This is a genomic window from Izhakiella capsodis, from assembly GCF_900115045.1.
Classification (GTDB): Bacteria; Pseudomonadota; Gammaproteobacteria; order Enterobacterales; family Enterobacteriaceae; genus Izhakiella; species Izhakiella capsodis.
Genome location: NZ_FOVC01000002.1, coordinates 440,167 through 461,487, shown reverse-complemented (window position 1 = coordinate 461,487; position 21,321 = coordinate 440,167). Strand labels below are relative to the sequence as shown.

At 49.1% G+C, this 21,321-nt stretch carries 21 protein-coding genes and 1 tRNA gene; 6 read left to right on the top strand and 16 right to left on the bottom strand.

The window, feature by feature from the left end; translation table 11 throughout:
• Positions 1 to 61: 61 nt before the first annotated feature.
• From recO to rpoE, 9 genes are all read right to left on the bottom strand, one after another.
• On the bottom strand, positions 62 to 790 hold the full coding sequence (recO, locus tag BM191_RS05510) for a DNA repair protein RecO (protein WP_092875940.1): 729 nt from the start codon (positions 788 to 790) through the stop codon (positions 62 to 64).
• 7 nt (positions 791 to 797) lie between these two features.
• The gene (gene era, locus BM191_RS05505) at positions 798 to 1,703 is read right to left on the bottom strand and encodes a GTPase Era (protein ID WP_092875938.1); all 906 of its coding nucleotides are present in this window, start codon (positions 1,701 to 1,703) and stop codon (positions 798 to 800) included.
• On the bottom strand, positions 1,700 to 2,380 hold the full coding sequence (rnc, locus tag BM191_RS05500) for a ribonuclease III (protein WP_092875936.1): 681 nt from the start codon (positions 2,378 to 2,380) through the stop codon (positions 1,700 to 1,702). The genes era and rnc overlap by 4 nt, the downstream gene beginning before the upstream one ends.
• Positions 2,381 to 2,492: 112 nt before the next feature.
• Positions 2,493 to 3,467, bottom strand: a complete 975-nt coding sequence (gene lepB / locus BM191_RS05495; protein WP_092875934.1) for a signal peptidase I — start codon at positions 3,465 to 3,467, stop codon at positions 2,493 to 2,495.
• Positions 3,468 to 3,499: 32 nt separating this feature from the next.
• The gene (gene lepA / locus BM191_RS05490; RefSeq protein WP_092875932.1) at positions 3,500 to 5,299 is read right to left on the bottom strand and encodes a translation elongation factor 4; all 1,800 of its coding nucleotides are present in this window, start codon (positions 5,297 to 5,299) and stop codon (positions 3,500 to 3,502) included.
• 241 nt (positions 5,300 to 5,540) lie between these two features.
• Entirely contained in the window at positions 5,541 to 6,008 is a 468-nt protein-coding gene (rseC, locus tag BM191_RS05485) for a SoxR-reducing system protein RseC (RefSeq protein ID WP_092875930.1), read from the bottom strand.
• Positions 6,005 to 6,958 (bottom strand): sigma-E factor regulatory protein RseB, encoded by a 954-nt coding sequence (rseB, locus tag BM191_RS05480; protein WP_092875928.1) that lies wholly within the window; start codon positions 6,956 to 6,958, stop codon positions 6,005 to 6,007. The genes rseC and rseB overlap by 4 nt, the downstream gene beginning before the upstream one ends.
• Complete coding sequence (gene rseA / locus BM191_RS05475) at positions 6,958 to 7,602, bottom strand: anti-sigma-E factor RseA (protein ID WP_092875926.1); 645 nt, start codon at positions 7,600 to 7,602, stop codon at positions 6,958 to 6,960. Before rseA ends, rseB begins: the two co-directional genes overlap by 1 nt.
• Positions 7,603 to 7,630: 28 nt before the next feature.
• A complete protein-coding gene (rpoE, locus tag BM191_RS05470) occupies positions 7,631 to 8,209 on the bottom strand; it encodes an RNA polymerase sigma factor RpoE (protein ID WP_092875924.1) in 579 nt (192 codons plus the stop codon).
• A gap of 460 nt (positions 8,210 to 8,669) precedes the next feature.
• On the opposite strand from rpoE, the gene nadB reads away from it, so the two are divergent.
• Positions 8,670 to 10,280, top strand: coding sequence for an L-aspartate oxidase (nadB, locus tag BM191_RS05465; RefSeq protein ID WP_092875922.1), 1,611 nt, complete (start codon positions 8,670 to 8,672; stop codon positions 10,278 to 10,280).
• On the opposite strand, the gene trmN is transcribed toward nadB, so the two are convergent.
• Positions 10,277 to 11,014, bottom strand: coding sequence for a tRNA(1)(Val) (adenine(37)-N(6))-methyltransferase TrmN (gene trmN / locus BM191_RS05460; RefSeq protein ID WP_092876175.1), 738 nt, complete (start codon positions 11,012 to 11,014; stop codon positions 10,277 to 10,279). The genes nadB and trmN overlap by 4 nt on opposite strands.
• 132 nt (positions 11,015 to 11,146) lie before the next feature.
• Between trmN and srmB the strand changes: the two genes are divergently transcribed.
• Positions 11,147 to 12,478, top strand: a complete 1,332-nt coding sequence (srmB, locus tag BM191_RS05455) for an ATP-dependent RNA helicase SrmB (RefSeq protein ID WP_092875920.1) — start codon at positions 11,147 to 11,149, stop codon at positions 12,476 to 12,478.
• Between the two features lie 185 nt (positions 12,479 to 12,663).
• On the opposite strand, the gene grcA is transcribed toward srmB, so the two are convergent.
• Positions 12,664 to 13,047 carry an autonomous glycyl radical cofactor GrcA gene (gene grcA / locus BM191_RS05450; RefSeq protein ID WP_092875918.1) on the bottom strand — a complete coding sequence of 128 codons (384 nt, stop codon included), beginning with the start codon at positions 13,045 to 13,047 and terminating at the stop codon, positions 12,664 to 12,666.
• A gap of 260 nt (positions 13,048 to 13,307) precedes the next feature.
• On the opposite strand from grcA, the gene ung reads away from it, so the two are divergent.
• Positions 13,308 to 13,991 carry a uracil-DNA glycosylase gene (gene ung, locus BM191_RS05445; RefSeq protein WP_092875916.1) on the top strand — a complete coding sequence of 228 codons (684 nt, stop codon included), beginning with the start codon at positions 13,308 to 13,310 and terminating at the stop codon, positions 13,989 to 13,991.
• Between the two features lie 36 nt (positions 13,992 to 14,027).
• Here the strand turns inward: ung and grpE are convergent, their stop codons facing one another.
• Entirely contained in the window at positions 14,028 to 14,624 is a 597-nt protein-coding gene (gene grpE, locus BM191_RS05440; RefSeq protein WP_092875914.1) for a nucleotide exchange factor GrpE, read from the bottom strand.
• A gap of 122 nt (positions 14,625 to 14,746) precedes the next feature.
• Between grpE and nadK the strand changes: the two genes are divergently transcribed.
• The 3 genes from nadK to bamE all read left to right on the top strand — a co-directional run bounded on the left by nadK (position 14,747) and on the right by bamE (position 17,918).
• Positions 14,747 to 15,625: an NAD(+) kinase gene (gene nadK / locus BM191_RS05435; RefSeq protein ID WP_092875912.1), complete on the top strand. Its 879-nt coding sequence runs from the start codon at positions 14,747 to 14,749 to the stop codon at positions 15,623 to 15,625.
• Between the two features lie 86 nt (positions 15,626 to 15,711).
• On the top strand, positions 15,712 to 17,373 hold the full coding sequence (recN, locus tag BM191_RS05430; RefSeq protein ID WP_092875910.1) for a DNA repair protein RecN: 1,662 nt from the start codon (positions 15,712 to 15,714) through the stop codon (positions 17,371 to 17,373).
• A gap of 197 nt (positions 17,374 to 17,570) precedes the next feature.
• A complete protein-coding gene (gene bamE / locus BM191_RS05420; protein ID WP_092875906.1) occupies positions 17,571 to 17,918 on the top strand; it encodes an outer membrane protein assembly factor BamE in 348 nt (115 codons plus the stop codon).
• Between the two features lie 77 nt (positions 17,919 to 17,995).
• On the opposite strand, the gene luxS is transcribed toward bamE, so the two are convergent.
• The 4 genes from luxS to BM191_RS05400 all read right to left on the bottom strand — a co-directional run bounded on the left by luxS (position 17,996) and on the right by BM191_RS05400 (position 21,320).
• Positions 17,996 to 18,511: an S-ribosylhomocysteine lyase gene (gene luxS, locus BM191_RS05415; protein ID WP_092875904.1), complete on the bottom strand. Its 516-nt coding sequence runs from the start codon at positions 18,509 to 18,511 to the stop codon at positions 17,996 to 17,998.
• 151 nt (positions 18,512 to 18,662) lie between these two features.
• Positions 18,663 to 20,261, bottom strand: coding sequence for a glutamate--cysteine ligase (gshA, locus tag BM191_RS05410; protein WP_092875902.1), 1,599 nt, complete (start codon positions 20,259 to 20,261; stop codon positions 18,663 to 18,665).
• Positions 20,262 to 20,418: 157 nt separating this feature from the next.
• Positions 20,419 to 20,985, bottom strand: a complete 567-nt coding sequence (gene yqaB / locus BM191_RS05405) for a fructose-1-phosphate/6-phosphogluconate phosphatase (protein ID WP_092875900.1) — start codon at positions 20,983 to 20,985, stop codon at positions 20,419 to 20,421.
• Between the two features lie 258 nt (positions 20,986 to 21,243).
• Positions 21,244 to 21,320 (bottom strand) — tRNA-Arg (locus tag BM191_RS05400).
• Position 21,321 lies beyond the last annotated feature (1 nt).

Below are 21,321 nucleotides of genomic sequence, written 5' to 3'. Positions count from 1 at the left end.
GAACAGAGTCATAAGTTTACAACGATACGCCACATACCGGTATGGCCCGACGCTAGTCTTCTTAAATTGGCGGGATATCTGCTTTTTTTTTCGGCAAAAACTGGCGAAACAGCTCCTGACTCTTGAGCGGCTTGCCACCAAGGAAGGGTTTGAGTGCCAGACGCGTGAAGCGCTTTGCCGCTCTGAGGCTATCGGCATCAGGAAACTCACCCTGCGCCATCGACTGCAAATGGTAACCGGTAAAGCTGCGATTGTTGATTACCAGACTGGCGGTAAATCCCCTTTCCTCACGGTAGCTGTAAGTCATATCAGTCGTTACCGCCGCACCGCTTCCTGCACAGTGAAGAAAATCAACCCCGTATCCAAGCTGACCAAGCAGCGCAAGCTCAAAGCGGCGCAAGATAGGTTCAGGCGAACCATCATCGGCAGCCAGTGCCTGAATGCAATGCAGGTAATCAAAGAAAAGTTCGCTGAACGGGGTTTCGTACTCCAGCACGCGTGACAGCAGCTCGTTGACGTACAAGCCACAATAGAGGGTTTTTCCGGAAAGCGGCAGAGCGAGAGAGACTGCCTCCGCGCTGCGCAGAAATTTCATCTCGCCGCGTCCACCCCAGCGCACCAGCAATGGGGTAAACGGTTGCAGCGCTCCTTTTAACCGCGAGCGCCTCGCCCTGGCGCCTTTTGCCAGAATGCGCACGCGGCCATTATGCTCAGTGAACAGATCGAGCAGCAGGCTTGTCTCGCTCCAGGGGCGACCATGCAGAACGAATGCACGCTGCCAGCCTTCCATAAGCAAATTAGAGATCGTCTATGTAACCGAGGCTGCGCAGCGCACGTTCATCATCCGCCCAGCCGGACTTCACTTTGACCCAGAGTTCAAGATGTACTTTGCTATCGAACATCTCTTCCATGTCTTTACGGGCTTCAATGCCAATGGTTTTAATTTTCGCCCCCTTATTGCCGATCACCATCTTCTTCTGCCCCTCGCGCTCGACAAGGATCAGTCCGTTAATATCAAAACCGCCGCGTTCGTTAGGCTTAAACTGCTCAATTTCAACAGTAACGGAATAGGGAAGCTCCGCACCGAGAAAGCGCATGAGTTTTTCACGAATAATTTCTGATGCCATAAAGCGCTGGGAGCGATCGGTTATAAATTCTTCTGGGAAATGATGTTCAGCCTCGGGCAGACGCTTGCGCACGATTGCAGCAATAGTATCAACATTTTTCCCATTTTCGGCTGAAATAGGCACTACATCGACAAAATCCATTTTCTGGCTTATCTGCAGAATATGCGGTAGTAATATGGACTTATCGTTAATATTATCGACTTTATTAATCGCCAACAAAACCGGGACCCTACCCGCTTTGAGCTTGCTAAGAACCATCTCGTCATCGTCGTTCCAGCGCGTGCCTTCCACCACAAAAATAACCAGTTCGACATCGCCTATTGCGCTACTGGCGGCACGGTTCATCAGACGATTTATCGCCCTTTTTTCTTCAATATGCAAACCGGGGGTATCAACATAAATCGCTTGATATTCCCCATCCGTATGGATCCCCATAATGCGATGACGAGTGGTTTGTGGTTTGCGTGAAGTAATCGATACCTTCTGCCCCAGAAGCTGGTTCAGTAAGGTAGATTTACCAACATTCGGACGACCTACAATGGCAATAAAGCCACAGTGCGATGTTTGTTTGTTCATTCAATTCCCAGCTTAATCAACGCCTGTTCAGCTGCCGCCTGCTCAGCTTTACGGCGGCTGGAACCAACGCCCACGACTGGCTCGCCCATGCCGCTAACCAGACAATGAATAGTGAATTCCTGATCGTGCGCTTCGCCTCGTACCTGCACCACCAGATAAGATGGCAATGGCAGATGACGCCCCTGCAAATACTCCTGCAAGCGCGTTTTTGGATCTTTTTGCTTGTCACCTGGACTTATCTGCTCCAGTCGGGAGGCATACCAGTTCAGGATCAGCTTTTCAACGTTTTGAATATCGCTGTCTAGAAATATTGCGCCGATCAGCGCCTCAACCGTATCTGCAAGGATTGATTCGCGACGGAAACCGCCGCTTTTTAGCTCACCCGGACCGAGACGCAGACATTCGCCTAATTCAAATTCCCGTGCGATTTCCGCCAGCGTATTACCGCGCACCAAAGTAGCCCGCATGCGGCTCATATCCCCTTCGTCAACGCGCGGAAAGCGATGATAAAGCGCATTAGCAATCACATAGCTAAGAATCGAGTCGCCGAGAAACTCCAGCCGCTCATTGTGCTTGCTGCTGGCGCTACGGTGCGTTAATGCCTGCTGTAACAGCTCGTAATGAATGAAAGTATAGCCCAGCTTACGCTGAAGGCGATTAATGACGATGGGGTTCATGTGCTACCAATCTGTTAATGCGTCATGTGATCTGCATATGAAACGGGGCTGAAAAACAACACTATCAGTTTCGTGTGCAGTGGCTCCCTAAAGGGAGCCACTCCTTTACATTTTAATGCAACCCGCCGATACGGCTAAAACGGATGCCTGTCGGCCATTCACCCGGCTGCTTTTCAAAGCTCATCCAGATAGCAAACGCCTTGCCAACCAGATTTTTTTCCGGGACGAACCCCCAGTAACGGCTGTCATAACTATTATCGCGGTTATCACCCATCATAAAATACATGCCTTTTGGCACGACCCATGTTGCTTCCGGCTCACCAGGCTGGTGATAATAGCCACTCGTCTGGCCCTGCGCTTCAGGGATAAGCAAGATATGATGGGTTACATTACCCAGCGTCTCGCTTCTCTCTGCCAGCCGCAGGGCGCCAGGAATATTATCCCCAGGCGGTCGCTGGTAAAAATTGCTGCTGGTTTCATCACCGTCGCTGCCACCGAAGGTTTCAACAAAGTTGCTGGGTTGCACGTCAGAATAGGTGATCGGCAGAGTCTTCTGACAAGTATTATTGTCACCGCAGCCTGGGAAAACGGTCAACGTTTTCGCCAGCGGATCGTAGGTAATACGGTCGCCAGGCAAACCAATTGCGCGCTTAATATAATCTTCATTCGGGTTTTTAGGAAACCTGAAGACCACGACATCACCACGTTTTGGATGGCCCGTTTCAATTAGCGTGGTGTGAGTGATAGGATCTTTAATGCCGTAAGCAAATTTGTTCACCAGAATAAAGTCGCCGACCAACAAGGTTGGCATCATTGAACCAGACGGAATCTGAAAAGGTTCAACGATGAACGAGCGCACGAAAAACACCACAAACAGCACCGGGAATACCGATACCGCCGTTTCAATCCAGCCTGACTGTTTCGCCACCTTACTCAGCTCGGCATTATCCAGCTTCCCACCCGCCTGTATTTGCGCCTGTTCACGTCTGGCACGACGTGCGGGAGCTAACTTAACTTTGTCCACACACCAAATTATCCCTGTTACCAGGGTCGCAATCGCCAGAATTAGGGCGAACGTATTTGCCATCTATCTTTCCTCTCGGCCACCCACAGGCGGCATCATTTATTTTCTTTACCCACATGCAAAATCGCAAGAAATGCTTCCTGAGGCAGTTCGACATTACCCACCTGCTTCATGCGCTTTTTCCCTTCTTTCTGCTTTTGCAGCAACTTTTTCTTACGGCTGACGTCACCGCCATAGCATTTCGCCAGAACGTTCTTACGTAGCTGCTTGACCGTAGAGCGCGCAATAATGTGATTGCCTATAGCCGCCTGAATAGCGATATCAAACTGCTGTCGCGGAATGAGATCTTTCATTTTTTCAACCAGCTCACGGCCACGATATTGCGAATTGTCGCGATGGGTGATCAGCGCCAGCGCATCGACGCGCTCGCTATTAATCAAAACATCCACCCGCACCATGTCGGAAGACTGAAAACGTTTAAAATTGTAATCCAGAGATGCATAGCCGCGTGAAGTTGACTTCAGGCGGTCAAAAAAGTCCAGCACCACTTCGGCCATCGGAATTTCATAAGTCAGCGCCACCTGATTACCGTGATAAACCATATTCGTTTGCACGCCGCGCTTTTCGATGCATAGCGTTATCACATTGCCGAGAAACTCCTGCGGCAACAGCATATGACATTCAGCTATAGGTTCGCGTAGTTCTTCAATATTATTCAAGGGCGGCAGCTTAGAAGGGCTGTCAACATAGAGCGTTTCACCAGCGGTAGTCTGCACCTGATAAACCACCGTTGGTGCCGTGGTGATCAGGTCAAGATCATATTCCCGCTCAAGGCGCTCCTGAATGATTTCCATATGCAGCAAGCCGAGAAAACCACATCGGAAACCAAAGCCCAGCGCGGTAGAACTTTCCGGTTCATAAAAGAGTGAAGCGTCGTTCAGGCTAAGTTTACCCAGCGCATCGCGAAAGCTTTCGTAATCGTCGGAGCTGACCGGAAAAAGGCCGGCATAAACCTGTGGTTTCACTTTTTTGAAGCCTGGCAGCGCCTTCTCTGCGGGCTGGCGTGCTAACGTCAGGGTATCCCCGACAGGCGCACCAAGAATATCTTTGATCGCGCAGACCAACCAACCAACCTCACCACACTTGAGTTCGGTACGATCGATCTGTTTAGGCGTGAAAATACCGAGTCGGTCAGCGTTATAAGTCTGACCTGTGCTCATAACTTTTATCTTATCGCCTTTACGCAGAACACCGTTTTTAATGCGAATAAGCGACACAACGCCAAGATAATTATCAAACCACGAGTCGATGATCAGCGCCTGCAATGGTGCATCCGGCTCCCCCTTCGGCGGTGGAATATCACGCACCAGACGCTCAAGAACGTCCGGAACGCCAACGCCAGTTTTGGCCGAGCAGCGTACAGCGTCGGTCGCATCGATACCGACGATATCTTCAATCTCTTCAGCAACGCGGTCGGGGTCGGCAGCGGGCAGGTCAATTTTGTTAAGGACCGGTACAACTTCCAGGTCCATTTCCATCGCGGTGTAGCAGTTAGCCAGAGTTTGTGCCTCAACCCCCTGACCCGCATCGACCACTAACAACGCACCTTCACAGGCAGCGAGTGAACGGGAAACCTCGTAGGAGAAGTCAACATGCCCGGGCGTGTCGATAAAATTGAGCTGGTATGTTTCACCGCCAGGCGCGTGATAATCAAGGGTAACGCTCTGTGCCTTGATGGTAATACCGCGCTCGCGCTCTAAATCCATTGAATCAAGAACCTGGGCAGCCATTTCGCGCTCGGTCAAACCGCCACAAATTTGAATCAGTCGATCAGATAGTGTGGATTTACCGTGGTCGATGTGTGCGATGATAGAAAAATTGCGTATATTCTTCATTTATATGAATTTTTTCGCGTAAGATTACGTTGAAGACTTGTTGATGGAAACGATATAGTCACGTTATTAATCTCTCCCATCAATATTGAGCACGCATCTTACACTGTTACCCTGTTTCACGAAAGAATTCACGCCGATAAGAGTGCATCAACATGATACGTTCTACAGTCACAAGAAAGGGCCCGCGAAGGTAAAGATACAACTATGCCGAGACCAAACATGGATATGGTGCGGATACAGGCTAGCTTTCAGGCATTTCGACGCGCAGGGCATCCGGAGGTAACGCTACGCTCAAAATAACAGGCTGGAAATCCGCGCGATGCCCGATTAAGGTAGCAATACCTCTCGCAACGATAAATCCGCCGAGCCCCCCCAGCAACGCGCCACATGCTGCGGCCAGGTCGCTATGGAACAGCATTTGAAAAAGGCCGGCGATAATAAACAAACCGGCAAGTGGGGTCATATAAACCAGTAGCGCGGAGCCTAAAAGACTCTTTTCGGCGATTCCCAGCTCAATACGTTGCCCGGGCTGAAGTGGTTCAGGGCTGTTAATTTGCATCACGTGGGCGTTTTTCGGGCCAAGTTTATTCAACAGATGGCTGCCACAGCCTTTACGTGCAGAGCAGCTGCTACAGGACGTTTTAATTTCAGAGTGCAGCGTCGCCACACCATCGTGCCAGCCAACCACCGTAGCCCATTCTCGCATCATGGCTTCGCTCCAAGAGATACACTGTCGGCGATACGTTTTGCCGTGGAAGGCGGCAGCTCTCCCACCACTGTAATTTCTGTATTGTTGCGCACTTCAGTCTGAATGGTACACCAGCCATTACGCAATAACTGTGGCACGCTGTTCTTATCCGCCGGGCTGATATTAACGGAAAAACTAAATAAACCGTCAGAGTACAACCGTGATTCGACCGGTTTATTCAGCGTCGGAATATCACGTCGGCTTTGCGATACTTCCTTTACTCCCTGAGGCAACCAGCCTACCTGCCAGCTGAACATCTGTTTTTTAGCCGGTGGAAGTGAAAGCGAAGGTGGCATGTTAGCTTTAGTCAGACCTTGCATCACTTTACGAATGCCATCATCCACAGCAAAACTGATCACCCGATACTGTTCAAGGGTCTCACCACTGCGATCAAGCATATCAACTCGTAGCGGCAACTTAGTGTCGGTATCTATCCAAACAATAAAGCTATAGCGGGTTCCATCACGAGCCACAATACGAATCACATCGCAAACCTGATCGGCAACACGGGCACGGCCTACCGGTATGAAATCGTAACTGCTGCTAAGGCGGTTGAAATCACCATATATGACTGAAGGCAGCGTATCGATAATGCGTCCGCCAGAAAGCGTAAACGGCTCAAGGCCGGCCTCGAAGTAGCTAATTTCATTACCACGTTGAATAATTTCACGACGCGGGCCATCCATTTGCAGAAGCTGTGCGTAGGTTTTATTGTCAATTACTGCATGACGATAGCGCAGAGATTCGATTCCCATGCGGGAAACGCTAATAAAGGCAAGCTCATAATTGAGGGACTGGCTGGCCCGCTCCATCTGTTGCAATAACGCCCCTGGCGTTGTTTGCGCCGAGGCAACAGAAGGATATAGCAGGCAACCGGTCAAAAGAGTGACGGCATACCAGAATTGCTTCATTACTGCTGCTGATTTCCTAACGATTGGGTTCCAGGTACCTGAACTGCAGCAGCCTGATGAGCGGTATCCGGCTCAATCTGCAGTTGCTCAGCGTGTAAACGGCGCTGCAGTTCATAATCCTGCAATAGGGCATTTGCCAGACGGTGTTGACTTTGTAGCTGCCCGTTTACACCGATATTTTGCGGAACGCCGTAGCTAACCGGGGAGGCCTGACCCATCATTGGTAACGTGTTAAAAACCGGAGAGTCAGACGGGCTATGGTTGTCTTTAGCTGGCTGATTATAGTGCTGAACGCCAACAATCACTGCTAGCGAAACGCAAGCCGCTACACCAACCTGCGTAATTTGCGCCGCCCAAGGGCGAACTTTATACCAGAAAGGCATGCGTGCCCATGAAGTTGGTTCAGGCTGAGACTCAGGGATAAGAGATGTTACATTTCTTTTGGGTTCCTGTTCAATAGCAGCCGCAACGCGGGCAGAGATATCGAAGTGGATGACTTCGGCGACATCCCCACGCAGGGTGTCACGGATAAGATGGTAACTCCGCCAGCTTCGCTGCAATGTTACGTCACCGGACAAGGCTGCTATCGCCTCATTGTCGAGAGCTTCACCATCCATGAAAGCGGAAAGTTTCTCTTTCTGCATGCTTTAGTACCCTTCCTGTGCCCGCCATTTAATGGCGTTGAATGAGCGGTTGGACCTTATTATCAATTGCTTCACGCGCCCGGAAAATCCTCGAACGGACAGTACCCACCGGGCAGTCCATAACAGCAGCTATCTCTTCATAGCTCAACCCATCAAGCTCGCGTAAAGTGATTGCCATCTTTAAGTCTTCCGGTAATGACTCAATAGTGCGAAATACAATCTGTTTCAATTCTTCGGACAACATTAAGTTCTCTGGGTTCGAAATTTCTTTTAGCGCCCCCGCGCTCTCGAAGTTTTCTGCATCAATCGCGTCAACATCGTTGGATGGAGGGCGTCGTCCCTGAGCAACCAAATAATTTTTCGCCGTGTTGACGGCGATCCTGTAAAGCCAGGTATAGAAAGCGCTATCGCCACGGAAAGAATCTAACGCCCTGTAAGCTTTAATAAAGGATTCCTGGACCACATCGGGCACATCACCAGAGGGAACGTACCGGGCTACAAGGCTCGCCACTTTATGCTGATAGCGCACCACCAGAAGATTGAATGACCTTTTATCTCCTTTCTGAACCCGTTCAACAAGAACCTGATCCGTTAACTGCTCGCTCATCCGAGGTAATATCTCCCCAAATATCTAATAACGCCTGGTGAAACCGTCAGTAATGACATGTCCATATTGAGCAAGCATAAGCTTTGATTGGTCATTTTACGGAAAGTTCCTAAAGGCATATTTTTCTCCAGTCAACAGCACGTTTTGCCCCAGGCGCTTTAATTGGTTTGGATTGAGCCTGATAGTGCCGGACTTTTTACGCTCAGCCGGCTTGCATCATTAGCCTGACGTCGCCCGCAGGGTACATTAACAAGCACGTTTTTTCACCTGCTAATATCTGATTAGCAAAAAAGTTCGCAATAATAAACATTAACTAAAAATAGCAAATAAATCTGTCAATTTCCGCCATCTGCGTGACCGTGATGCTTTTAATAAGAAAATTGTGAAAATTTTGGGGATTTCACTGCAGCTAATGGGGTGATATTCTCATCACACCTTGTGTTTAGTAAACTAAACAAAAATGAAATCTTGTGATCACCGTTGTGATGTTTTGATTATTGGAAGTGGCGCGGCGGGTTTATCGCTGGCGCTCCGGCTTGCACCTTCTTATCGGGTAATCGTAGCCAGTAAAGGTGCGCTTAATGAGGGCTCAACTTTCTACGCTCAAGGCGGCATCGCAGCAGTTTTTGACCAGGCAGATAGCATCGAATCTCACATCGAAGACACGCTAACGGCTGGTGCTGGTTTGTGCGATCGTAGCGCCGTCACATTTATCGCCAGCAATGCGCGACATTGCGTACAGTGGCTGATTAATAACGGCGTGTCTTTCGATAAAAACGCAGGTGGCGTCAGTGGACAGCCTTATCATCTGACCCGTGAGGGCGGACATAGTCATCGTCGCATCTTGCACAGCGCAGATGCGACCGGACATGCGGTTGAGACAACGCTGGTTAGTCTTGCCCTTTCACAGCCCAATATCCAGTTGCTGGAGCGCTTTAATGCCGTTGATATTATCACCAGCGACAAAGCCGGCCTACCCGGATCACGACGCGCAGTTGGCGCCTGGCTGTGGAATCGTCAGCTTGAGCGCGTTGAAACTTGCAGCGCCCGCTCCGTTATTTTAGCAACAGGCGGCGCAGCAAAAGTCTATCAGTACACCACGAATCCTGATGTCGCCTCTGGCGATGGCATTGCGATGGCATGGCGAGCAGGCTGCCGGGTGGCTAACATGGAATTTAACCAGTTTCACCCTACCTGTCTGTTTCATCCTCAAGCGCGTAACTTTCTGCTCAGTGAAGCGCTGCGTGGTGAGGGTGCATTGCTCAAGCGTCCGGACGGTTCCCGCTTTATGGCTGACTTTGATCCACGTGGCGAACTGGCACCTCGCGATGTCGTAGCCCAGGCAATTGATTACGAAATGAAGCGGCTTGGCGTCGACTGTATGTACCTGGATATCAGCCATAAGTCGGCAGACTTTATCCGTGGTCATTTCCCGACTATTTATCATAAACTTATAAGCTTAGGTCTTGATCTGACCAGCGAGCCAATCCCGATTGTTCCCGCCGCCCATTACACCTGCGGCGGCGCTGTGGTCGATAACCAGGGTCAGACGGATGTGGCCGGACTTTACGCCATCGGTGAGGTTAGTTACACCGGCCTACACGGCGCTAATCGCCTGGCCTCAAACTCATTACTTGAATGCCTGGTTTACGGGTGGTCAGCCTCGCAAGCGCTTATCTCCACTCTGCCGCACTTATCCGCTCCCGCCAGGTTACCGCCATGGGATGAAAGCCGCGTAGATGATTCTGATGAGCGAGTTATCATCCAGCACAACTGGCATGAACTTCGACTGTTTATGTGGGACTACGTAGGCATTGTACGATCAACGAAGCGACTGGAGCGTGCGCAGCGTCGGATTCAGTTATTGCAGGCGGAAATTGCCGAATACTATGCCAACTTCCGCATTTCTAATAACCTACTTGAATTACGTAATTTGGCTGAGGTGGCAGAGCTTATCATCAAGAGCGCCTTACAGCGTAAGGAGAGTCGCGGGCTGCACTATACGCTGGATTACCCGCAGACGTTGGCACATGCCCGGCCAACTGTTTTGACGCCGGATTTTAAAGCTTAACTTAACAGATAAAAATCCTGCGTCAGGCCGCGCCAGGCTGTCGAATAGTGGTTATTACTGTCGCGTATAATCAGGCGGTCGGAAAAGGTGTTACCTGCGCAAGGTGAGAACGCCAGCATCACGCGCGTAGGTAATTTATTCTCCTTCTCAGCAACGTCAGTACGTAATCGCAGATGTAAGCCCCTGCACTTCGCCATAGCGATCAGCTGTTCAGCTGAGTTCTCCGGCAGGATAACAGCAAGAAAGCCTTCATCACTCAGCAGGCGTCCTGCGCAAATTAAGAGTGCTTCATGGTCAAGGTGGCCGGTGTAGCGCGCTTTTTCACGTGCGCTGCTGGCACAAGCCACGCCTGGCGCAAAATAAGGTGGATTACTGACAATCAGTTGATAGTGTCGGTCACACTCTGCCGCCCAGTTAATCACATCGTCCTGATAAACATTAATACGCGCAGCCCACGGTGATGCCTGCGCATTATCTTTCGCCTGCTGCGCAGCATCAGTATCCAGCTCAACAGCATCGACCTGAACTACAATACCTGTTCGTTGCGCTAACATTAGTGCGATCAATCCACTACCAGTGCCAATATCAAGAATACGCTTAACGTTGGCTAACGGCGCCCAACTGCCCAGTAAAACGCCATCGGTACCGACTTTCATAGCACAGCGATCGTGCGCAACGAAAAACTGTTTGAATGTGAAGCCGTTACGACGCAGCACACTTTTCTTTTGCGACATTTGCATGACCCGATGAAAAACCGGCGTTAGCATAAAGTAATCTTTCGTGCAGTAAAAGTCGGCACTCTGACACAAACAGATGAACATCCTGCGCAATCTGTCTATAATCGGCGCCCTAAACTGAGGTAGATTATGACGGCAACCACTTTTTCCGAACTTGAGCTCGACGAGAGCCTGTTGAAAGCACTGCAGGATAAAGGCTTCACGCGCCCTACGGCGATTCAGGCCGCGGCAATTCCCCCAGCGCTTGAAGGTCGCGATGTTCTTGGCTCAGCGCCTACTGGCACCGGTAAAACGGCAGCCTATCTGTTGCCAGCATTGCAGCATTTGCTCGATTTTCCACGTAAGAAATCCGGTCCACCCCGCATTCTAATTCTAACGCCGACTCGCGAGCTGGCGATGCAGGTTGCCGATCACGCTCGTGAACTTGCTGCGCACACGCATCTGGATATCGCCACTATTACCGGCGGCGTTGCCTATATGAACCATGCAGAAGTGTTCAGTGAGAATCAGGACATTGTGGTTGCCACCACCGGACGCCTGCTGCAATACATTAAAGAAGAAAACTTCGACTGCCATGCGGTGGAAACACTGATTCTGGATGAAGCAGATCGCATGCTGGATATGGGGTTTGCTCAGGATATAGAACATATCGCCGGGGAAACCCGCTGGCGTAAGCAAACTTTGCTATTTTCCGCCACGCTTGAAGGCGAAGCTATACAGGACTTTTCCCGTCGTCTGCTTAACGAACCGATTGAGATTGATGCCGATCCGGCGCGTAGCGAACGTAAAAAAATAAACCAGTGGTATTATCGCGCCGATGATCTCAAGCATAAAACCGCGCTATTGATACACCTTTTAAAACAGCCGGAAGTCACGCGCGCCATCGTTTTTGTACGCAAACGCGAGCGCGTACACGAACTCTGTCAATGGCTACGCGAAGCCGGTGTCAACACCAGCTATCTTGAGGGTGAGATGGTACAGGCAAAACGCAATGAGGCGCTAAAACGTCTGGTTGATGGCCGGGTTAACGTACTGGTAGCGACCGATGTTGCTTCGCGAGGCATTGATATCCAGGATGTCAGCCACGTATTTAATTTTGATATGCCGCGCACTGCCGATATCTATCTGCATCGTATTGGCCGCACGGCTCGTGCGGGGCGCAAAGGAACGGCACTCTCTTTGGTCGAAGCACACGACCACCTGCTGCTGGGAAAAATAAGCCGCTATATCGAAGAACCCCTGAAATCCCGCACCGTGGATACACTACGCCCGGGGACGCGTGTACCCAGCGTTAAACTGAAAGGTAAGCCATCTAAAAAGGCACAAGCAAAGCGGAAAGAGAAAAAAGAGAGTGAAGTCGCTAAAAAGCGCATTAAGCTTCGCCATCGTATAACCAAAAACGTTGGCAAGCGCCGGAAACCGAGTGATCCAGCTATTGGCTGTGATGCTGAACAATCGTAGAAAGAAATAAAAAAACACCCCATCGTGGGTGTTTTTTGAATTTAAACGTTTTTTTAATCAGCGAGTGATATTTTACTGCCAGAGTTATCCAATCAACAAAAAATCACAGGAGCAGAAATTACTCCTGCGGTTTTTCAGAAGGTAAATTGATTCATTTTCCGAAGCAATTTCAACCAGGTTTAACTTTATAAGTTCTCTGTGAAGGTTCTGGTAATTACGTCACGCTGCTGTTCAGGCGTCAGCGAATTAAAACGCACTGCATAACCTGAAACACGAATGGTTAACTGTGGGTATTTTTCCGGATTTTCGACCGCATCAAGTAAGGTTTCCCGACGCATTACGTTTACGTTAAGGTGCTGACCACCCTCCACACGTACCTGCGGTTTGACTTCCAGCGGCACTTCACGATATTCGAACTGGCCTAAATCACTCACAGCAAAGATTTGATCTTCGTTGTAATCGCTGCGCGCACATACGCAGCGTACTTCCTGTTTATCGTTATCCAGTAGCCAGAATGAGTCTATCAGACCGGGTTTTGCTGCTTTTGTAATCTGAATACCTGTAATCATCACTATCTCCAACTCGGGCCTGCCCCCAATAATTCAGGCGTAGCCTCGTTAAATACTCATTATGTTATATACTCCGGCAAATATTGCTCCTTGATGCAGATCAATCCAATTTGCAACGCAAAAAAATGCGAAAGACAACTTATTGATTCAAAACAAAAAATAATAATAAAAAAATTAATAAAATTTCAATTTTTTTTGTGGTTTCCGCCCGAAAAAATTGCCGCTAAGCTAGCGATCAATAATTTGACGAGGATATGGCAATGGTAAATACACTTACCTGGCACGATGTGCTGGCCAGCGAGAAAGAGAAGCCCTACTTTATTCAGACCATGCGTGCCGTCGCACAGGAGCGTGCCAATGGAATTACGGTGTATCCACCCCAGCAGGATGTATTCAATGCGTTTCGCTACACCGAGCTCGGCGCAGTAAAAGCCGTTATCCTCGGTCAGGATCCTTATCACGGCCCTGGTCAGGCTCATGGCCTGTCATTCTCCGTACGACCAGGCATTGCCCCCCCGCCTTCGCTGATCAATATCTATAAAGAGCTGGAAACGGACATTGTCGGCTTTTCACGTCCGGCCCATGGTTATCTGGAAAGCTGGGCGCATCAAGGGGTACTGCTATTGAATACCGTGTTAACCGTCGAGGCTGGTAAGGCTCATTCGCACGCGCGATTTGGCTGGGAAAGGTTTACTGACAACGTCATCGCGTCTATCAATGAACATTGTGAGGGCGTAGTATTTTTGCTTTGGGGTTCACATGCGCAGAAAAAAGGAAGCATGATAGACAGACAGCGCCATCACGTTCTGCGGGCACCACATCCGTCGCCATTGTCTGCGCATCGTGGCTTTTTTGGTTGTAAACATTTCTCGCAGGCAAATGCCCTGCTGGAGAGGCAAGGAGAAATACCAATAGACTGGATGCCACGATTGCGCGACGCCTGAAGAAAAACCTCCCGCCCAAGTGACGGGAGGTCATATTCAGCTTTTTGCTTTCGCAACGGCAACCATAGCCGGGCGTAACAGGCGGCCATTAAGCGTATAGCCGCGCTGCATGACCATAAGCACATGGTTAGGTTCTACTTCATCAGATTCCATCATTGACATAGCCTGATGCACATCTGGATTGAAAGGAACCTTCACATCACCAACCACTTCAACGCCAAATTTACGCACCGCAGACAGCAGCGACTTCAGCGTTAACTCCACACCTTCGATCATTGCTGCCAGTTCAGGATTTTCTTTATCAGCAACTTCCAGCGCGCGTTCAAGGCTATCGATTACCGGCAGCAGCTCGTTGGAAAACTTCTCCAGCGCAAACTTATGTGCTTTCTCTACGTCCAACTCAACACGGCGTCGAATATTTTCAATTTCAGCCTGGGCGCGCAACTGAGCTTCACGAACGCCTCCCTGAGCCTGAGCCAGCTGGGCTTCCAGTTCAGCAATACGCCCGTCGCGCGGATCCACTTCACTTGCAGTCTCAACGCTATCTGCGCTTGTGGTTTCCGGCCGGGTTTGCTCCATCTCGATATCATCTGAGGCTTGCTCGTTTGGTGTATTCTGTTCTTTACTACTCATGAATTTCTCCGCGTTTGTGCTCAATTCTCGCTGGTTCGCTTATTATGGGGATCAGAATTGCAGTTTCAAGGGATCCGGTCTTCATGACCGGATCATATGTCCAGTAGAAGGATACCAGCCTGATGAATACGCATTTTACCTGCATCGGCATAGTAGGACACCCGCGCCATCCTACGGCGCTCACGACTCATGAAATGCTTTATCTCTGGCTCACCAGTAAGGGTTACGAAGTAATCATTGAGCAACAAATTGCACGCGAACTCAATCTGGGCAACGTCAGAACCGGCTCTTTATCAGATATTGGTCAGCAGGCCGACCTGGCGGTGGTGGTAGGTGGCGATGGCAACATGCTTGGCGCTGCGCGGGTACTGGCACGTTATAACATTAAAGTCATCGGTATTAATCGTGGCAACCTGGGTTTCCTGACCGATCTTGATCCGGACAACGCTCAATGTCAGTTGGCCGATGTGCTTGAAGGCGAGTATTTTGTCGAATCACGCTTCCTGCTTGAAGCAAAAGTTTTTCGCAAAGCGCGCGCATCGCGACGCGGCACCGCGATCAATGAGATCGTACTGCACCCCGGTAAAATCGCCCATATGATTGAGTTTGAAGTATATATCGATGAGAGTTTTGCTTTTTCTCAGCGTTCTGACGGCTTGATAATTTCAACGCCAACCGGCTCCACCGCTTATTCTCTATCCGCCGGGGGACCAATCCTGACCCCTTCACTTGAAGCTATCGTACTGGTGCCGATGTTTCCGCACACTCTCTCCGCTCGCCCTTTGGTAATTAATAGCAGCAGCACTATTCGCCTGCGTTTCTCACATATAAGAACCGATTTAGAAATCAGCTGCGATAGCCAGATTGCTCTGCCTATTCAGGAAGGTGAAGAGGTGTTGATTCGCCGTAGCGTGGATCGACTCAATCTCATACATCCCAAAAATTATAATTATTTTAATACACTTAGCTCTAAATTAGGCTGGTCAAAAAAATTGTTTTAATTTTCGATCTGCCCTCTTTACTGTATAAAAATACAGCCTATACTGTATAAAAAACCACACATGAGTTTTTATACAGGAATTAAATTATGCTGGCACAACTGACCATCAGCAACTTTGCAATCGTTCGCGATCTGGATATCGATTTCCAGCAGGGCATGTCTGTTATAACCGGTGAAACCGGCGCGGGTAAATCTATTGCCATCGACGCGTTAGGGTTATGTCTCGGTGGGCGTGCTGAAGCTGATATGGTGCGTCAGGGTGCTAGTCGCGCTGATCTGTGTGCTCGCTTTTCTTTGAAAGATACACCATCAGCACAGCGTTGGCTGAGTGACAACCAGCTTGATGACGGAAGTGAATGTCTGTTGAGACGCGTTATTAACAGTGATGGTCGCTCGCGTGGCTTTATTAACGGAACTGCCGTCCCGCTGTCGCAACTGCGCGAGTTAGGACAAATGCTGATTCAAATTCACGGGCAGCACATGCACCAACTGTTGCTAAAGCCTGAATACCAAAAGCAGCTGTTGGACGCCTACATTGGCGAACCCGCTCTGATGAATGAGATGGCCTGCACTTACCAAAGGTGGTACCAAAGCTGCCGCGAGCTGGCTCAGCATCAACAGCTAATGCAGGATCGGAAAGCGCGTACCGAGCTATTGCACTATCAGCTAAAAGAGCTGAATGAATTTTCACCGCAAAGCGGCGAATTTGAACAGATTGATGAAGAGTACAAGCGGTTAGCTAACAGCGGCCAACTGCTCTCAGTTAGCCAGCAGGCGCTGCAACTCATGGCTGAAGGCGATGGAAATACGCTACAAGGCCAGCTATATGCTGCCCGACAGAGCATAAGCGAGCTGACTACCCTGGATGACAAGCTCAGCAGCGTTTTAACTATGCTGGAAGAAGCAGCGATCCAACTCTCTGAAGCGACTGATGAACTACGGCATTACTGTGACCGTCTTGATTTAGATCCTAATCGTCTGCATGAGCTGGAACAGCGTATTTCCCGCTACGTTTCACTTGCGAGAAAGCACCACGTCACGCCGACAGAGCTCCCCCTCCTGTATCAGCAGCTGCTGACTGAACAGGAAGTCCTGGAGCAACAACAGCAAGCGCAATGTGACCTTAGCGAGTCAGTCGAACGTTATCATCACGAAACTCAGCGCTGTGCAGTAAGCCTTTCTCAGCGCCGTCAACAGTATGCTAAAGAGTTAAGCGATTTAATAAGCGAAAGTATGAACCAGCTCTCTATGCCACATGGCAGGCTGCAAATTGAGGTGAGTCATAATCCAGAACGCTTAACTTCAGCAGGCGCTGATCGTATCGATTTTTTGGTATCAACGAATCCAGGACAGCCGTTGCAGTCGCTGGCGAAAGTTGCCTCGGGTGGTGAACTGTCGCGAATCGCACTGGCAATACAGGTTATTACCGCCCGTAAAATGGATGCCCCTGCATTAATTTTTGATGAAATCGATGTCGGTATTAGCGGTCCCATCGCGGCTGTAGTAGGCAAAATGCTACGCCAGCTCGGTGAATCAACTCAGGTAATGTGCGTCACCCATTTACCGCAGGTCGCCGGATGCGGGCACGTTCATTTCTTCGTCAGTAAGCATACAGATGGAGAAATGACAGAAACGCACATGCAAGTACTTGATAAAAAAACTCGTTTGCAAGAACTTGCGCGTTTACTGGGCGGCAGTGAGGTTACTCGCAACACGCTAGCGAATGCGCGGGATCTACTGGCAGCATAACGATGTCCAATATGATGTCAGCTTAGTTTTTCTTGTCTCCGCGACACTTTTTTCGCCTTCAATGTCTGATGGTTATTCTGAAAAGGTTTTCAACAACCGAAAGGTCTATTATTATCGGCAGCTTATTCGCTGGTTCATTCGCCAGAACATTAGCCTGATGTACCAGCCGCTTTTGCTCAAAAAGGAACGTTATTGATATGTGCTGCAAAATGCTGACTGCTGCTACAGCGGTAATGCTAATGATGACTGCGGGCTGTTCTACATTGGAACGCGTGGTCTATCGTCCTGATATCAACCAAGGCAACTATCTGGTCGCGAGTGACATAGCGAAAGTTCATACGGGTATGACACAACAGCAGGTAACTTATATACTTGGTTCTCCATTAATGACCGATCCCTTCGGCAGCAGCACTTGGTATTATGTTTTTCGTCAGGAGCCTGGTCACAAGCCAGTTACCCAACAAACGCTTAAGCTAACTTTTGACAGTAATGGCAATCTTACGGCTATCGACAACAGACCTCGGCTGACCAGTCAGAAGAACTGATAGCAGAAGCCCGTAAGAACATCGCTTAAAACGATCTACTTACGGGCTTCTGCCTGTATGGCAAAATGTCAGAAAAACTAGATGTGCAATTCTTTTAGTTTATCTTTAGGCAATGCCAGGTCCTCGTTGTGATTTATACCAACGTCATGGCTCAGAATATGATTTGCAATCTCCTTGGCTTCAGCAAGTGAATGCATCTGATATGTGCCACACTGATATACGTTCAGTTCCGGTATTTTATTTTGATCTGTTACTTTAAGAACATCACGCATCGCCTCTTTCCAGGCGCTTGCAACTAGCTTTTCATCCGGTGTGCCAATCAGACTCATATAAAAACCCGTACGGCATCCCATGGGAGAGATATCAATGATCTCTACACCATTCCCGTTCAGGTGATTGCGCATGAATCCTGCAAACAGATGTTCAAGGGTATGGATACCACGTTCTGGTAACACTTCTTTGTTGGGTTTGCAGAAGCGAAGATCGAAAACGGTGATGGTATCTCCATGGGGAGTTTTCATGGTCTTTGCTACGCGCACAGCAGGTGCGGCCATGATGGTATGGTCAACGGTAAAACTGTCCAGCAATGGCATTTGGTCACCTCAACTAAAAATTATTTATTAAACGATGAACTTTTACGATCACCGTCGGTCTGAATATATGAAAGACGCGCATTTGTTATCATCATCTCATCCCTGTCAACTGAGATGCTAATTTGGCCACAGTAGTGTGGCCTTTTCTTTTCTATACTCTGCTTGCCAAATACTCGTCAAAACCGAGTGTGTCACTCGCTTCAACTTCTTCCTGCTTAATACGTGAATTTCTCGCCTCTTGGAGAAAGCTATTTGGTGTAAAGATTTCAAACGACTCTTCTGACAGCATGTGACGATATTCTTCTGCTAGCGCCAGACCAGTATCGACAATTCCGCCCTCTTTGATCGCATCAAGGATGCGCGCAGAAAAAGTCAACTCCGGTTCATCAAAGTAGGCGACCAATGAATCACACACCTGTTGATAGTCAGTTCCACCCCGTATTCCATCAAGAATGACTGCCACAGCGTGGAAATCGTCGAAAAGCGCTCTACCCATATCGGCCAGCGGATGCTGGTTTTCCTCACAGCCGGCACTCATTAGCAAGCCTGGTTTGCGACCTTCCAAAACTATTCGATTCCAGTTTTTACGCGTGCAAAACAGTTCGTCACTGCTCATATCCGGCGCCTCAGCCAGAGCACACCAAATTAAAAAGAGATCGAGAAAACGGACCTGATTCGCATCAATTCCAATCGGTGAAAAGGGGTTAATGTCCAATGAGCGAACTTCAATATATTCAATGCCACCACGTAGCAACGCATCGGAAGGCGATTCACCGGGAAGACTAACACGCTTTGGCCGCACCGGCGCGTAGAGCTCATTTTCAATCTGCAGCACGTTATCATTAAGCTGCAGCCAGTTACCCAGATCGTCCTTAACGCCAATGGCGGCAAACTCTTCTGAAGGGGTTTTGATCGCACGTTTCAGCCCATCAACGTAGTCTTGAAGATTGTTAAAGATAATGCCAAGACCGTTTTGTGATTTAGTGGTGTAGCCCAAATCGCTTAACCTTAACGAAGTGGCATAGGGCAAATAAAGCATACCATTACGTTTCTCAAATGGCAGTGTACTCTCTTTACCCAGTAAAAAGGACTGGCATACAGCAGGCGATGCGCCAAAAAGGTACGGAATTAACCAACCAAAGCGATAATAATTGCGAATAACGCGCAGATAACCGGCTGAGATGGCCTCTTTGCCACTTTCCGCATCCTTGATCCCCGCCCATGCCTGCCAGAATCCGAGTGGAAGCGAAAAATTAAAGTGAACTCCGGAAATGATCTGCATCAATGCACCATAGCGATGCTGCAATCCAGAGCGATAAAGCGTTTTCATCCTGCCAATATTGGAGCTACCGTACTGCGCAAGTTCGATATGCTGCCCCTGTTCAACAAGACAAGGCATACTGAGAGGCCACATACGTTCATTACCCAGTTCTCTGGCGGCATGACGGTGTATATCACGTAAACATGTCAGTAAAGCATCAACGTCATTGTCAACCGGTGTGATGAACTCGAGCTGTGTCTCGGCAAAATCAGTAGTAATCCATTTATGGGTAAGCGCAGAACCGAAGGCCTCTGGATGCTTGGTTAAAGCAAGGTGTCCATCTGTTCGCACACGTAAGGTCTCACGTTCAACACCTCGCCCAATGCCCTTCAATGCTCCCGGATTGGCTTGTAACCAGGAAAGCGCCTGTGATACATCAGGGATCAATGCGTCCTCCCGTTCTATGAGTAATTTATTTTTGTCACGCATAATATTAACCGCAGCATTGCGGTTTAGCTAATCAATGTGACTACCCCAATCTTTTTGACTGATTATTGCAGCTGTCGTACAAACCCATACGGCGATTATCTGCAAGGCTACTGTACGTTGTTTGCTGTGCACTACTCGTTTGCGCCTGTAAAACAACTTACAACAGACGTACATCCACAACGTCCATCCCTGCGGCTTGCGCAGCCTGAATGCCAAAATCAGCATCTTCAAATACCACGCAGCGCTCAGGCGTTACGCCTATAAGCTGGGCACAGCGCAAAAAAGTTTCTGGATCAGGCTTATGTGACTTAACATCATCTGCACCGACAATAGCCTCAAAATACTCATGCAAGTCAAGACGGCGCAATAAAGCATCAGCCATTGCATGCTCGCTGCCGGTGCCAATAGCCATCGGGCGACGGCCTTTATAACTCTTAACCACATTTACCAATGGCAGCGGCTGTACCGCTTCTAGCAACATACTTTTAACTAATTCGGTTTTTTCACGGGCCAGTGAATGAGGGTCTCGGTCGACGTGATTCCAACTGAGAATAGCCTGAGCGATTCGCCAGCAAGGTGAACCGTTTAAGCCAATCGCCGCTTGTTCATCAAAATGCATATCGTAGCGAGCCAGTACAACTTGCCATGCTTTACGATGAGTATGTTCAGTATCCAGAAGGGTGCCGTCCATATCAAATATCAGGCCTGCGTAGTGGTCGTACATCTCTTCCGCTCTTTAATCAAACGAGTACATATTTTAACTTACTTAGCCTGTATTGTCGCTGTAAGCATGGATCAGCAAATGCCTTATACACAACGGGGGATTCTTGGACATCAAAGCAGAAAACGTACTCTCAGTCATATCTGAAAACATGAATTAAAAATTCACCGTGGCGCTTGCCGATAAGTTTCCGCAGAGAGGTAATTCAGGTGAGCTTGCCATCAGAATAGAGAAAATCAATGATTGATGATGAGCATAAGATGGCGCATCCGGGAGGATTCGAACCTCCGACCGCTCGGTTCGTAGCCGAGTACTCTATCCAGCTGAGCTACGGATGCA

What these genes read in the sequence shown, in the direction of transcription:
- recN (WP_092875910.1), top strand. Translation starts at nt 15,712, where the DNA reads ATGCTGGCACAACTGACCATCAGCAACTTTGCAATCGTTCGCGATCTG.
- lepA (WP_092875932.1), bottom strand. Translation starts at nt 5,299, where the DNA reads ATGAAGAATATACGCAATTTTTCTATCATCGCACACATCGACCACGGT.
- nadB (WP_092875922.1), top strand. Translation starts at nt 8,670, where the DNA reads ATGAAATCTTGTGATCACCGTTGTGATGTTTTGATTATTGGAAGTGGC.
- gshA (WP_092875902.1), bottom strand. Translation starts at nt 20,261, where the DNA reads ATGCGTGACAAAAATAAATTACTCATAGAACGGGAGGACGCATTGATC.
- trmN (WP_092876175.1), bottom strand. Translation starts at nt 11,014, where the DNA reads ATGTCGCAAAAGAAAAGTGTGCTGCGTCGTAACGGCTTCACATTCAAA.
- rseB (WP_092875928.1), bottom strand. Translation starts at nt 6,958, where the DNA reads ATGAAGCAATTCTGGTATGCCGTCACTCTTTTGACCGGTTGCCTGCTA.
- rnc (WP_092875936.1), bottom strand. Translation starts at nt 2,380, where the DNA reads ATGAACCCCATCGTCATTAATCGCCTTCAGCGTAAGCTGGGCTATACT.
- ung (WP_092875916.1), top strand. Translation starts at nt 13,308, where the DNA reads ATGGTAAATACACTTACCTGGCACGATGTGCTGGCCAGCGAGAAAGAG.
- yqaB (WP_092875900.1), bottom strand. Translation starts at nt 20,985, where the DNA reads ATGTACGACCACTACGCAGGCCTGATATTTGATATGGACGGCACCCTT.
- srmB (WP_092875920.1), top strand. Translation starts at nt 11,147, where the DNA reads ATGACGGCAACCACTTTTTCCGAACTTGAGCTCGACGAGAGCCTGTTG.
- lepB (WP_092875934.1), bottom strand. Translation starts at nt 3,467, where the DNA reads ATGGCAAATACGTTCGCCCTAATTCTGGCGATTGCGACCCTGGTAACA.
- rseA (WP_092875926.1), bottom strand. Translation starts at nt 7,602, where the DNA reads ATGCAGAAAGAGAAACTTTCCGCTTTCATGGATGGTGAAGCTCTCGAC.
- rpoE (WP_092875924.1), bottom strand. Translation starts at nt 8,209, where the DNA reads ATGAGCGAGCAGTTAACGGATCAGGTTCTTGTTGAACGGGTTCAGAAA.
- bamE (WP_092875906.1), top strand. Translation starts at nt 17,571, where the DNA reads ATGTGCTGCAAAATGCTGACTGCTGCTACAGCGGTAATGCTAATGATG.
- rseC (WP_092875930.1), bottom strand. Translation starts at nt 6,008, where the DNA reads ATGATGCGAGAATGGGCTACGGTGGTTGGCTGGCACGATGGTGTGGCG.
- recO (WP_092875940.1), bottom strand. Translation starts at nt 790, where the DNA reads ATGGAAGGCTGGCAGCGTGCATTCGTTCTGCATGGTCGCCCCTGGAGC.
- luxS (WP_092875904.1), bottom strand. Translation starts at nt 18,511, where the DNA reads ATGCCATTGCTGGACAGTTTTACCGTTGACCATACCATCATGGCCGCA.
- era (WP_092875938.1), bottom strand. Translation starts at nt 1,703, where the DNA reads ATGAACAAACAAACATCGCACTGTGGCTTTATTGCCATTGTAGGTCGT.
- grcA (WP_092875918.1), bottom strand. Translation starts at nt 13,047, where the DNA reads ATGATTACAGGTATTCAGATTACAAAAGCAGCAAAACCCGGTCTGATA.
- nadK (WP_092875912.1), top strand. Translation starts at nt 14,747, where the DNA reads ATGAATACGCATTTTACCTGCATCGGCATAGTAGGACACCCGCGCCAT.
- grpE (WP_092875914.1), bottom strand. Translation starts at nt 14,624, where the DNA reads ATGAGTAGTAAAGAACAGAATACACCAAACGAGCAAGCCTCAGATGAT.